The sequence below is a fragment of the Pseudomonas sp. OF001 genome, from assembly GCF_904426495.1.
GTDB lineage: Bacteria > Pseudomonadota > Gammaproteobacteria > Pseudomonadales > Pseudomonadaceae > Geopseudomonas.
This window is the reverse complement of the sequence record NZ_CAJGBM010000027.1, coordinates 21,286-32,370: the sequence shown is the minus strand read 5'-3', so window position 1 is coordinate 32,370 and position 11,085 is coordinate 21,286. Positions and strand designations below refer to the sequence as shown.

Below are 11,085 nucleotides of genomic sequence, written 5' to 3'. Positions count from 1 at the left end.
CACCAGCCTGCTGGAGGGGGTGAACAACCGGATCAAGGTGATCAAGCGCATGGCCTATGGCTTCAGGGACGCCGATTACTTTTTCCTGAAAATCAAGGCCGCCTTCCCCGGGAAAATGCGATGAACCTTATTTTTCGACGAAGGCGCGCTCGATCAGATAGTCGCCCGGGTCGCCCATGCGCGGGGAAACCTTGAGGCCGAAGCTGTCCAGCACCTGGCTGGTCTCGTCGAGCATGCTCGGGCTGCCGCAGAGCATGGCGCGGTCGTCCTGCGGGTTGATCGGCGGCAGGCCGATGTCGGCGAACAGCTTGCCGCTGCGCATCAGGTCGGTCATGCGGCCCTGGTTGCGGAACGGCTCGCGGGTGACGGTCGGGTAGTAGATCAGCTTCTCGCGGACCATCTCGCCGAAGTACTCGTGCTGCGGCAGCTCCTGGGTGATGAAGTCGGCATAGGCCAGCTCGCTGACCCAGCGCACGCCGTGGACCAGGATCACCTTGTCGAAGCGTTCGTAGGTTTCCGGATCCTGGATCACGCTCATGAACGGCGCCAGGCCGGTGCCGGTACCGAACAGGTACAGGTGCTTGCCCGGCAGCAGGTCGCCGAGGATCAGGGTGCCGGTGGGCTTGCGGCTGACCATCAGCTCGTCGCCCGGCTGCAGGTGCTGCAGGCGCGAGGTCAGCGGGCCGTTCGGCACCTTGATGCTGAAGAACTCCAGGTGCTCCTCGTAGTTGGGGCTGGCGATGCTGTAGGCACGCATGAGCGGACGCCCCTCCACTTCCAGACCGATCATCACGAACTGGCCGTTCTCGAAGCGCAGTCCCTGATTGCGGGTGGTCTTGAAGCTGAACAGGGTATCGTTCCAGTGATGCACGCTGATCACGCGCTCGCTCACCAGGTTGCTCATGGATGACTCCTTGCAGATGCGAAAGTAAGTACGGCCGGCTGGCCGTGTTGCGCTGCATTCTATAGTCGCGCAAGATATCCGTTAAATGAATAATCAATATATTGTTAATCGGTTATATCGATATGCGTTTCACCCTCAGGCAACTGCAGGTCTTCGTCGCCATCGCCCGTCTGGAAAGCGTGTCGCGCGCCGCCGAGTCGCTGGCCCTGTCGCAGTCGGCGGCCAGCACCTCGCTCGCCGAACTGGAGCGCCACTATGACAGCCCGCTGTTCGACCGCATCGGCAAGCGCCTGACCCTCAGCGCGCTGGGCAGCCAGTTGCTGCCCAAGGCAGTGGCCCTGCTCGACCGCGCCGAGGAGATCGAGCAGCTGCTGCAGGGCAAGATCGGCTTCGGCTCGCTGCAGCTGGGCGCCACCCTGACCATCGGCAACTACCTGGCCACCCTGCTGATCGGCCGCTTCATGCAGGCGCACCCCGAGTGCCGGGTACGCCTGCATGTGCAGAACACCAGCCACGTGGTGCAGGGCGTGGCCCAGCACGGCCTCGATCTCGGTCTGATCGAGGGCGACTGCCAGCATCCGGACATCGAGGTGCAGCCCTGGGTGGAGGACGAACTGGTGGTGTTCTGCGCGCCGCAGCATTCGCTGGCCCGGCGGCGCACGGCGAGCCTGGACGAGCTGGTGCGCGAGGCCTGGATCCTCCGCGAGCAGGGCTCGGGCACGCGGCTGACCTTCGACCAGGGCATGCGCCATCACCCCACGCCGCTGAACATCCGCCTGGAGCTGGAGCATACCGAGGCGATCAAGCGCGCCGTGGAGTCGGGCCTGGGCATCGGCTGCATCTCGCGCCTGGCGCTGCGCGACGCCTTCCGCCGCGGCAGCCTGGTGGCGGTGGAAACCCCGGAGCTGGACCTGCGCCGCCAGTTCAGCTTCATCTGGCACAAGCAGAAATACCAGAGCAGCGCCATGCGCGAGTTCGTCGAACTGTGCCGCAGCTTCACCGCCGGCGCGCAGCGCAGCGATCAGATCCGCCTGCAGGAAATTCCCTGAGCTACGCGCCCGACGCTCAGCCGAGCAGGACGATGCCCCACACCAGGGCGATCATGGCCAGCACCACCGACTGGGCGGCGCTGCCCATGTCCTTGGCGTTCTTCGACAGCGGATGGCGCTCGAGGGAGATGCGGTCGATGGCGGCTTCCACCGCCGAGTTGAGCAGCTCGACGATCAGCGCCAGCAGGCACACCGCCACCAGCACGGCGCGCTCGCCACGGCTGACGTCGAGAAAGAAGGCCAGCGGCACCAGCACGGCGTTGAGCAGCACCAGCTGGCGGAACGCCGCCTCGCCGGCGAAAGCGGTACACAGGCCGTCCCAGGAATAGCCGGCGGCGTTGAGGATGCGCTTGAGGCCGGTGCGGCCCTTGAAGGGTGACTGCATGATGGAGCGTTCCGTTGCAAAAGACGCCAGTCTGTCATTCCCGCCTTGGCGGAAGCTTAAGAGCGGCCTCAGCTCGACGGCATCGACTCCATCTGCTGCAGCAGCAGCGCCGCCTGGGTGCGGGTGCGCACGCCGAGCTTGCGGAAGATGGCGGTGACATGGGCCTTGACCGTGGCCTCGGAGACGCTCAGTTCGTAGGCGATCTGCTTGTTGAGCAGGCCTTCGCAGACCATGGTCAGCACACGGAACTGCTGCGGGGTGAGGCTGGCCAGACCTTCGCTGGCGGCGCGCACCTCGTCGGAGAGGGCGGCGGCTTCCTCGACCTGCGGCGGCCACCAGGCGTCGCCGTCGAGCACCGCGCGGACGGCCTGCTGGATGGTTTCCAGCGGGCTGGACTTGGGAATGAAGCCGCTGGCGCCGAACTCGCGCGAGCGCTGCACCACGGCGGCCTCCTCCTGAGCGGAGACCATCACCACCGGGATGTGCGGGTACTGGCCGCGCAGCAGGACCAGCCCGGAGAAGCCGTAGGCGCCGGGCATGTTGAGGTCGAGCAGGACCAGATCCCAGTCGCGCTTCTCGTTCAGGCGCGCTTCCAGTTCGGCGATGCTGGCCACCTCCACCAGATGCGCCTCGGCCCCCAGTCCCATGCTCAACGCCTGCTGCAGGGCGCTGCGGAACAACGGGTGGTCGTCGGCAATCAGTATTTCGTAGGCGGCCATGATAAGTCCTGTTGTTGTTCTGAGCGGGCGGGGGCTCGAGCGGCGCTCAGGATGCCGAGCACACCCCGCACGGTCAAGAAAAATACCCGGAAAAGCCTCAGGGACTTGCTCGCACGACAAGCCGAGTTCATGCAGGTTCCCCAATTCTACCCTTTCAGGGCAGAATTTCGCCTTTTTTCTGAGGTGAACCCCATGCCTGGCCAGGCCCTGCGTGCCGATCTGCTGATGCTGCTGACCGCCCTGATCTGGGGCAGCGCCTTCGTTGCCCAGCGCCTGGGCATGGACGCCATCGGTCCCTTCCTCTATTCCGGCCTGCGCTTCGCCCTCGGCGCCCTGGTGCTGCTGCCGCTGCTGCTGCGCCGCCCCGCGGACGGTGGCGGCGAGCCGCTGAATCGCAGCCTGTTGCTCGGCGGCCTGCTGCTCGGCCTGGCGCTGACCGCCGGCATCAACCTGCAGCAGGTCGGCCTGCTGTTCACCAGCGTGACCAACTCCGGCTTCATCACCGGCCTGTACGTGATCATCGTGCCACTGCTCGGCCTGCTGCTCGGCCAGCGCGCGGGCCTGGGCATCTGGCTGGGCGCCAGCCTGGCGGTGGCCGGCATGGCGCTGCTGAGCATCGGCCCGGACTTCCGGATCGCCGCCGGCGACTGGCTGCAGCTGGCCGGCGCCCTGGTGTGGGGCGTGCACGTACTGCTGGTCGGCGCCCTGGCCGGTCGCCACGACCCGGTGCGCATCGCCTTCCTGCAGTTCCTCACCTGCGCGCTGCTCAGCCTGCTGCTGGCCGTGCTGTTCGAGGACATCGACCTCGAGGCCATCGGCCGCGCCGGGCCGGCGATCCTCTACGGCGGCCTGGTCTCGGTGGGCATCGGCTACACCCTGCAGGTGGTGGCGCAGAAGCACGCCATCGCCTCCCATGCGGCGATCATCCTCTCCCTGGAGGCGGTGTTCGCCGCCATCGCCGGCGCCCTGCTGCTCGACGAGGCGCTGGCGCCGCGCGGCTATCTGGGCTGCGCGCTGATGCTCGCCGGCATGCTGGTCGCCCAGCTGTGGCCACGGCGCCTGCCGGTCGTTCAGGAGCGGAACGGCAGCAGGCGCTGATGCGCCGCACTCCCCTCGTCCAGCGGCAGGTGGCGCTTGAAGCTCAGGTAGCGTTCGCTGAACACGTCGAGATAGGCATCCAGCGCCTCGGCGGCCTCGCGGTCGCCAGCCAGTTCCAGGCAGAGCGCCGCCACCTCGGCGGTGCACAGGTGCTCGCCGCGGGTCGAGCGGCGCAGCCGATAGCGCGACTGCTGCTCCGGGGTCAGGCTGAGCACCGGGAAGCGGTCCAGGTAGGGACTCTTGCGGAACATCTTGCGCGCCTCGGTCCAGGTCGCGTCGAGCAGGATGAACAGCGGGCGCCGGCCGGACTGTGGCTCGACCGTCTGCACCACCCGCTCGGGTGCGGCGTACTCGCCGGGAAACACCACGTAGGGCTGCCACTGCGGATCGTCGAGCAGCGCCAGCAGACGCGGATCCACCTCGATGCGCGACCAGCCGAAGGCGCTGTTGTCGGCCAGCACGTCGGCGATCAGCCAGCCGGTGTTGCTCGGCTTGAGCGCCTCGATGTCGTGCATCAGCAGGCACACCCCGCTGCGCGCGGCCACCTGCGGGCGCCAGGCGCACATGCAGTGGCTCTGCGCCAGGCGGCAGGCGGGACAGCGCGGCATGCGCGAGCCGCGGGCGACGAAGGGCTTGGCGCTGCGGGCGAGGCGCTCGGCGCGCAGGCGGGCGACGCTGTTGCTCATCGAGCACCCCGGCAGACGGCGGTGGTCGGGGCGCGACGGGCGGATGACGGCATGGCAACTCCAGGGGCAGCGTTCCAACGGGCGCGGCAGTCTAGCAGACGCGCCCGCCGGCTCCAGCGCAGGGCGTATGATGGACGCCCTGCGAACCCGCTGCGCCAGCACGGGTCGAAGGCTCAGTTTCCCAGGAGAATCCCCATGCGCCGTATTCACGTCCTGCTGGCCGGCCTGCTGGCCGCCTCCGCCGCCCACGCCGCCTCGCTGCAGGACCACGAACTGGGCAAGCTGCTCGAGGACGTCGCCCGGCAGAGCAGCGTCGGCACTCCGCGGGCGATCAACGCCGACATCCTCGACCAGGGCTACACCACCGAGGGCAACCAGTTGATCAACCACCTCAGCGTGCGCCCCAGCCACGCCGCCGAGATGCGCAGCAATCCCGACGCCGTCCGCCAGCAGCTGCGCGCCAGCGTCTGCCGGAACCCCGGCTACCGCCAGTTGCTCGGCAAGGGCGCAGTGCTGATCTATGACTTCAGCGAGCACAGGAGCAATCGCCCGGTGACCACCGAGCGCTTCCGCGCCGCCGACTGCGGACTGAAGAAGTAATCCGGCACCACCGAGAAAGGCCCGCCCCGGCTCCCGCGGCGGGCCTTTCTCGTCAGCGCAGCACGGCAGGATCGCCCTTGCCGGCCAGCGCGGCCGCCTCGTCGGCGGTCAGCAACGCAGTGCGCGGTACGTCCATCAGCTGCGCACAGGCGGCCACCACGTTGGCCCAGCAGGCGCGGTTGGCGAACAGCATGCCCGCTTCGTCGAGGGTGCCGCCGCGGTTGCGGTAGCCCAGTACCGCGCTCCGGCAGGCGTCCGGCAGCAGCAGCCACAGGTGGCCGCGGGCCACCTCCGGGCGCATGTGGGTGAGCAGCACGCGGCGCGCCATGGCGGCAGGGAACAGCCGCTCGCGCAGCGCCTCGTCGGCGACCGTCTGCTGCTCCAGCAGGTCACGGGGGGCACGGAAGCGCCCCGGTTCCTGCAGGTAGACCAGCCGGTAGGCATAGCCGGCCTCGGCCAGCCGGGCGGCGGCGCGGCGCATCTCGGCGAGCTGGTAGCTGCCGTTGGCGATCAGCAGCAGTGGCTCGCTGCCCGCCCGCTCGGCCACCACGCAGGCCCCGTCGCGAGCCAGTCGCTGCGCCTGGGCGGCGTCGAACACGCAGGGCCGCTCGCGCTTGGGCACCACCAGGCAGGCCAGCCGGCCGCGCGTCTGGTAGATCTGCGGCAGCAGCGCCAGGGTGCTGTTGTGGTCGGCCGGGAACAGCACGCGCACCGTGTCGCCCATCTCCCCCAGCAGTGCCTCGCAGAAGGTGGTGTCCTGGTGCGACTGCTGGTTCTTGCCGTTCTCCCAGGTATGCGAGGTGGCCACCAGCGGCCAGCCCAGCCAGCCGGCGGGGCGACCGGCCTCCGTCTGCTGGCGGGCGAAGATCAGGGTCTGGCGCACTGCGCCGAGCATCTTCACGCAGAACGCCTCGTAGCTGGCCACCAGGTTCAGGCCGCCCTGGTTGGCCAGGCAGGCCGACACCACGGCTTCCTCGTTGAGCACGGTGATGATCCGGCCGTCCACCGCCTCGTCGTCGGCCTCCGGCACGCAGACCCGGTGCCTGAGCGCCTGCAGCACGCCGTGCAGGCGATTGCTGGCCAGCTCGTCGGGATTGCCGACGCGCGGGCGCAACTGCGGGTTGGCCGCCGTCAGGTCGACGAAGAAGCGATCGATGGCGCTCATCGGCGAGCAGTCCCGGTCGTGGAAATGCAGCTCGGGGAGCTGCGGCAGCGCCGGCCGGCGTACCGCCAGCGGGTGATCGCGCTCCAGCGCGCGTCCCGGACGCAGGGCGGCGAAACAGTCCAGCGCCCAGCGCAGCTCGTCCGGCGCCACCCACAGGGCCGCGGCGCTGGCGTTGAACAAGCGGCGCGCCTCGGCATCGGTATGCGGGTTGCCCGGCAGCGGCAGATTGTGCGCGGCATTCTCGCCGGCGCCGTGGAAGCCGAACCCCTTGACCGTCTCGGCGATGGCGAAAGGGATCGGCAAGGGGTACTGGAGGATGCCGCGCTGCAGCTCCTCGACCCGGTTCCCCAGATGGCGCTCCATCTCGTGCAGGGTGCAGACGAAGGCGGCCGGATCGCGGCCATCGAAGCGCAGCGGATCGAAGCCGCAGCGGCGCAGGTGCTCGACGAAGGCGGCCAGTCCCTCGGCGGTGCCCAGCTCGGTGCGCTGCTCGATGCGCCGGCCGTTGGCGATCAGCACCGGCAGGGCCACGCCGCAGTCCTCGGCACGCCACCAGCGCGGCATCCAGTCGCTGCCGCGCTGCTCCTCGGCGGCGCCGTCGGAGAGGAAGGCCACCAGGGTCTCGCCCGGCAGCGGCTGGTGGGCATACTGCAACTCGGCAAAGCCGAGATAGCCGCCCTCGGCGATGCCGCCGGCGGTGTGCGGGGTGACGTGGCTGCCCAGCGGCACGCCGGGCAGGCCGTCGGGAGCCTGGGCGTAGCTGTAGAAGTCGGCGACCAGGCGACTCAGTCCGGCCTCGTCGTGACCGTAGCGCGCCGCCTGTTCCGGGTGCAGGTTACCGGTGAGCACGTTGAGCGCCTCGATGGCCGCCACGCAGTGGCCCTGGCCCATGGCCCAGGCGCGGGTCTCGCCGGTCAGCGCATTCAACGCCAGGTAGCCGGCATAGGCCGGCACCATGTTCAGCGCCCCACCGGTGTGCCCCTCCGGGCGGGCCTTGAAGTCGTCGGCCTCGAGTTCGGTGCCATCCAGGCGCACCCGGCGTGCGTAGGTCATGTGCGCCACCAGCCACAGGCCGGTGCAGGTCAGGCGGTCGAGCGCCTGCAGCAGGCGATAGACGCTGGCGAGGTCCGGCTGGCAGCCGGACTGCACGAGGCGATGGGCCAGGCGGAACACCGCTGCCTGGGTGGCCGCGGTGTGCTGCAGCGGGCCACAGCCCCGAGCCCACTCGGCGAAGCTCGGCTCCGCCAGGGCATGGGCCTGCAGCTCCTCGGCGCAGGGCAAAAGCTGACTCATGGGGCAAGACTCCGGGATGGGGTTGGGAGTAGTCTAGAACCACAAGCCCCCCAGCGGCTGACTTGCATCAAGGACCCGCCCGCGCCGGCAGGCGGGCGCGACAATCGGAACCAGGAGATCACATGGCCCTTCTCACCTTCATCGGCGCCATCCAGGAAGTCACCGGATCCTGCTACCTGATCGAGACCCGCGACGGTGCCCGGGTGCTGCTGGAGTGCGGCATGCACCAGGGCCGCCGCGAGGAGGAGTCGCGCAACAGCGAGCCCTTCGCCTTCGACCCGAAGAGCCTCGATGCCGTGGTGATCTCCCACGCCCACATCGACCACAGCGGCCTGCTGCCGCGTCTGGCGGCCAAGGGCTACCGCGGGCCGATCTACGCCACCGACGCGACCTGCGAGCTGCTGCAGCTGATGCTGATGGACTCGGCGCACATCCAGGAAAGCGACGCCGAGTGGGAAAACAAGTGGCGGGCGCGCCTCGGCCGCGAGCCGGTGGTGCCGCTGTACACCGAGGCCGACGCCGAGCTGGCGCTCAAGCTGCGCCGCCCGGTGGTCTACGGCCAGCGGGTGGAGGTGGCGCGCGGCATCGCGGTGACCTTCCACGACGCCGGGCACATCCTCGGCTCGGCCATCGTCGAGATGGAGGTCCATGACCACCAGCTGACCCGCCGCCTGGTGTTCTCCGGCGACCTGGGCAACACCTGCACGCCGCTGATGCGCGACCCGACCCCGCTCGGCGAGGCCGACGTGGTGCTGATGGAGTCGACCTACGGCGACCGCGACCACCGCTGCGACGAGGCCACCCTCGACGAGCTGGCCGACATCCTCCAGCAGGCCCACCGCGACGGCGGCAACGTGCTGATCCCCGCCTTCGCCGTCGGCCGCACCCAGGACCTGATCTTCCACCTTGGCCGCTTCTACCAGCAGGGCCGCCTGCCGCAGCAGGCGGTGTTCCTCGACAGCCCGATGGCGATCCAGGCCAATGCCATCTACCACCGCTTCCACGCGCAGTTCGACCCCAAGGACCGCGAACTGCTGCGCAGCCACGACGTGACCAAGGTCGAGGACTGGCTGCCGATCCTGCGCTGCACGCCGCGGGCGGAGGACTCGATGGCGATCAACCGTATCCAGAGCGGCGCGATCATCATCGCCGGCAGCGGCATGTGCAACGGCGGACGCATCGTCCACCATCTCAAGCACAACCTGTGGCGCAAGGAGTGCCATATCGTGTTCCCCGGCTTCCAGGCCAAGGGCACCCTGGGCCGGACCATCGTCGACGGCGCACCCACCGTGCGCGTGCTGCGCCAGCGCATCGCGGTCAAGGCCCAGGTGCACACCCTGGGTGGCTTCTCGGCCCATGCCGGACAATCGCAGCTGCTCGACTGGGTGAAACACTTCGACCACCGACCGGAGCTATATTTGGTACATGGGGAACTGGAAAAGATGAAGGTGCTGCAACAGGCACTGCACGATCGCCTGCAGTGGACTGCCAACATCCCGGAACCGGGTGAGCAGATCGCGCTGTAGCGGTCCACAACAACAAGGAGTAATCACATGCCTTATGAGTCGGATGACTACCTGTCGAGACACTTCCAGACCAGCGGCATCGATGTCGGCCTGAAGGTCGACGAACTCGTCAGCCTCAGCGTGCCCCCCGGAAGTCCCAACCAGTCGCTGTACCGCGAGATGCTGATGACCGTGGTGCGCATGGCCGAGGCCGACCGCAATCGCTGGGACGCCAAGATCATGATGCAGACGCTGCGCGAGATGGAGAACGCCTTCAGCGTCCTTGAGCAGTTCAAGCGGCGGCGCAAGGTCACTGTGTTCGGCTCGGCCCGTACCCAGCCGGACCACCCGCTCTACCTGCTGGCCCGCGACCTCGGCCGCCTGCTGGCCCACCACGAGCTGATGACCGTGACCGGCGCCGGCGGCGGCATCATGGCCGCCGCCCACGAGGGCGCCGGACTCGAGCACAGCCTCGGCTTCAACATCAGCCTGCCGTTCGAACAGCGGGCCAACGATGTGGTGCACGACACCGGCAACCTGCTGCCGTTCCACTTCTTCTTCCTGCGCAAGCTGTTCTTCGTCAAGGAGGCCGACGCCCTGGTGCTCTGCCCCGGCGGCTTCGGCACCTTGGACGAGGCTCTGGAGGTGCTGACCCTGATCCAGACCGGCAAGAGCCCGATCGTGCCGGTGGTCTTGCTGGACGTGCCGGAGGGTCGCTACTGGAAGGACGCCCTGCACTTCATCCGCGAACAGCTGGAGGAGAACGGCTACATCCTGCCCAGCGACATGCACCTGCTGAAGCTGGTCACCAGCGCCGAGGAGGCGGTGGTGGAGATCACCCACTTCTACCGCAACTACCACTCCAGCCGCTGGCTCAAGGGGCTGTTCGCCATCCGCATGAACCGCCCGCTCAACGCCCATGCCCTGGCCTACCTGCACGACGAGTTCAGCGACCTGTGCCTGGAGGGTGGCTTCCATCAGCAGCCCTACTGCGAGCTGGAGCAGGACGAGCCGGAGTTCTGCAAGCTGATCCGCCTGGCCTTCCGCTTCAACGGCCGCGACCACGGCCGCCTGCGCGAACTGATCAACTTCATCAACCAGCCGGAGAACTGGCAGCGCGAGCTGCCGCGTTACAACGACTGAGCCCGCCCCTGCAAACGACAACGCCCGCACCGGTTACCCGGTGCGGGCGTTGTCTTTGGTCCGGCCCTACCTACTCGTCGCCACCGCCGCGCAGCAGGCGATTAACCCCCTCCAGGGCAAACCCCCGCTGCAGCAGGAAGCGCCCCTGCTTGGCCCGCTCGCGGGCATCCTGCGGCAGGCCGGCGAAGCGCCGTCGCCACAGCTGGCGCAGGTTGTCCGCCCAGTCGATGCCGCTGTCGGCCAGCGCACGCTCCACGGCTGAGCGCGGCAAGCCGCGCTGGCCCAGCTCGTCGCGGATGCGCAGCGGCCCATAGCCGGCGTTCGCCCGGCTGCGGATGAAGCACTCGAGGAAACGCTGGTCGCTGAGCAGACCCTCCTCGGCCAACCGCTCGAGTTCGGCGTCGATCATCTCGCCAGCCGCGCCGCGCTGACGCAGCTTGCGGGCCAGTTCAGCGCGGCCGTGCTCGCGGCGGGCCAGCAGATCCATGGCCGCCCGCCTTACTGCGGCGGAAGTATCGAGCACCACCGGCATGCCACC

Annotated in this window: 12 protein-coding genes; 6 read left to right on the top strand and 6 right to left on the bottom strand. The window is 68.7% G+C overall.

Features of this window, described 5'->3' with window-relative positions; genetic code table 11:
* Positions 1-124 (top strand): transposase (locus tag RA210_RS15435; RefSeq protein WP_201485414.1); only part of this gene is annotated, 124 nt, incomplete at its 5' end.
* A gap of 3 nt (positions 125-127) precedes the next feature.
* On the opposite strand, the gene fpr is transcribed toward RA210_RS15435, so the two are convergent.
* A complete protein-coding gene (gene fpr / locus RA210_RS15430; RefSeq protein WP_136489444.1) occupies positions 128-904 on the bottom strand; it encodes a ferredoxin-NADP reductase in 777 nt (258 codons plus the stop codon).
* Positions 905-1,026: 122 nt separating this feature from the next.
* On the opposite strand from fpr, the gene RA210_RS15425 reads away from it, so the two are divergent.
* Entirely contained in the window at positions 1,027-1,953 is a 927-nt protein-coding gene (locus tag RA210_RS15425; protein ID WP_201487199.1) for a LysR family transcriptional regulator, read from the top strand.
* 16 nt (positions 1,954-1,969) lie between these two features.
* Here the strand turns inward: RA210_RS15425 and RA210_RS15420 are convergent, their stop codons facing one another.
* Both RA210_RS15420 and erdR read right to left on the bottom strand, forming a co-directional pair.
* Positions 1,970-2,338 (bottom strand): diacylglycerol kinase, encoded by a 369-nt coding sequence (locus RA210_RS15420; RefSeq protein WP_201487197.1) that lies wholly within the window; start codon positions 2,336-2,338, stop codon positions 1,970-1,972.
* Positions 2,339-2,406: 68 nt separating this feature from the next.
* Positions 2,407-3,057 (bottom strand): response regulator transcription factor ErdR, encoded by a 651-nt coding sequence (gene erdR, locus RA210_RS15415; protein WP_136489447.1) that lies wholly within the window; start codon positions 3,055-3,057, stop codon positions 2,407-2,409.
* Between the two features lie 192 nt (positions 3,058-3,249).
* Between erdR and RA210_RS15410 the strand changes: the two genes are divergently transcribed.
* On the top strand, positions 3,250-4,155 hold the full coding sequence (locus tag RA210_RS15410; RefSeq protein WP_201487195.1) for a DMT family transporter: 906 nt from the start codon (positions 3,250-3,252) through the stop codon (positions 4,153-4,155).
* Here the strand turns inward: RA210_RS15410 and RA210_RS15405 are convergent.
* A complete protein-coding gene (locus tag RA210_RS15405) occupies positions 4,128-4,841 on the bottom strand; it encodes a tRNA-uridine aminocarboxypropyltransferase (RefSeq protein WP_201487193.1) in 714 nt (237 codons plus the stop codon). The two genes, RA210_RS15410 and RA210_RS15405, sit on opposite strands and share 28 nt — an antisense overlap.
* Positions 4,842-5,036: 195 nt before the next feature.
* Between RA210_RS15405 and RA210_RS15400 the strand changes: the two genes are divergently transcribed.
* The gene (locus RA210_RS15400; RefSeq protein ID WP_201487191.1) at positions 5,037-5,441 is read left to right on the top strand and encodes a quorum-sensing-regulated virulence factor family protein; all 405 of its coding nucleotides are present in this window, start codon (positions 5,037-5,039) and stop codon (positions 5,439-5,441) included.
* A gap of 52 nt (positions 5,442-5,493) precedes the next feature.
* Here the strand turns inward: RA210_RS15400 and RA210_RS15395 are convergent, their stop codons facing one another.
* Positions 5,494-7,899, bottom strand: coding sequence for a xylulose 5-phosphate 3-epimerase (locus RA210_RS15395; RefSeq protein ID WP_201487189.1), 2,406 nt, complete (start codon positions 7,897-7,899; stop codon positions 5,494-5,496).
* Between the two features lie 122 nt (positions 7,900-8,021).
* Between RA210_RS15395 and RA210_RS15390 the strand changes: the two genes are divergently transcribed.
* Together RA210_RS15390 and RA210_RS15385 are read left to right on the top strand one after the other, a co-directional pair.
* Positions 8,022-9,425 carry an MBL fold metallo-hydrolase RNA specificity domain-containing protein gene (locus RA210_RS15390; protein ID WP_201487187.1) on the top strand — a complete coding sequence of 468 codons (1,404 nt, stop codon included), beginning with the start codon at positions 8,022-8,024 and terminating at the stop codon, positions 9,423-9,425.
* Positions 9,426-9,452: 27 nt separating this feature from the next.
* Positions 9,453-10,547 carry an LOG family protein gene (locus RA210_RS15385; RefSeq protein ID WP_136489453.1) on the top strand — a complete coding sequence of 365 codons (1,095 nt, stop codon included), beginning with the start codon at positions 9,453-9,455 and terminating at the stop codon, positions 10,545-10,547.
* A 70-nt stretch (positions 10,548-10,617) separates the two neighbouring features.
* Here RA210_RS15385 and recX read toward each other — a convergent pair whose 3' ends face one another.
* On the bottom strand, positions 10,618-11,079 hold the full coding sequence (recX, locus tag RA210_RS15380; protein WP_201487185.1) for a recombination regulator RecX: 462 nt from the start codon (positions 11,077-11,079) through the stop codon (positions 10,618-10,620).
* Between the last annotated feature and the right edge of the window lie 6 nt (positions 11,080-11,085).

Excerpts from the sequence above, each read along its gene's own strand:
- fpr (WP_136489444.1), bottom strand. The coding sequence starts at position 904 with ATGAGCAACCTGGTGAGCGAGCGCGTGATCAGCGTGCATCACTGGAAC.
- RA210_RS15425 (WP_201487199.1), top strand. The coding sequence starts at position 1,027 with ATGCGTTTCACCCTCAGGCAACTGCAGGTCTTCGTCGCCATCGCCCGT.
- RA210_RS15420 (WP_201487197.1), bottom strand. The coding sequence starts at position 2,338 with ATGCAGTCACCCTTCAAGGGCCGCACCGGCCTCAAGCGCATCCTCAAC.
- erdR (WP_136489447.1), bottom strand. The coding sequence starts at position 3,057 with ATGGCCGCCTACGAAATACTGATTGCCGACGACCACCCGTTGTTCCGC.
- RA210_RS15410 (WP_201487195.1), top strand. The coding sequence starts at position 3,250 with ATGCCTGGCCAGGCCCTGCGTGCCGATCTGCTGATGCTGCTGACCGCC.
- RA210_RS15405 (WP_201487193.1), bottom strand. The coding sequence starts at position 4,841 with ATGAGCAACAGCGTCGCCCGCCTGCGCGCCGAGCGCCTCGCCCGCAGC.
- RA210_RS15400 (WP_201487191.1), top strand. The coding sequence starts at position 5,037 with ATGCGCCGTATTCACGTCCTGCTGGCCGGCCTGCTGGCCGCCTCCGCC.
- RA210_RS15395 (WP_201487189.1), bottom strand. The coding sequence starts at position 7,899 with ATGAGTCAGCTTTTGCCCTGCGCCGAGGAGCTGCAGGCCCATGCCCTG.
- RA210_RS15390 (WP_201487187.1), top strand. The coding sequence starts at position 8,022 with ATGGCCCTTCTCACCTTCATCGGCGCCATCCAGGAAGTCACCGGATCC.
- RA210_RS15385 (WP_136489453.1), top strand. The coding sequence starts at position 9,453 with ATGCCTTATGAGTCGGATGACTACCTGTCGAGACACTTCCAGACCAGC.
- recX (WP_201487185.1), bottom strand. The coding sequence starts at position 11,079 with ATGCCGGTGGTGCTCGATACTTCCGCCGCAGTAAGGCGGGCGGCCATG.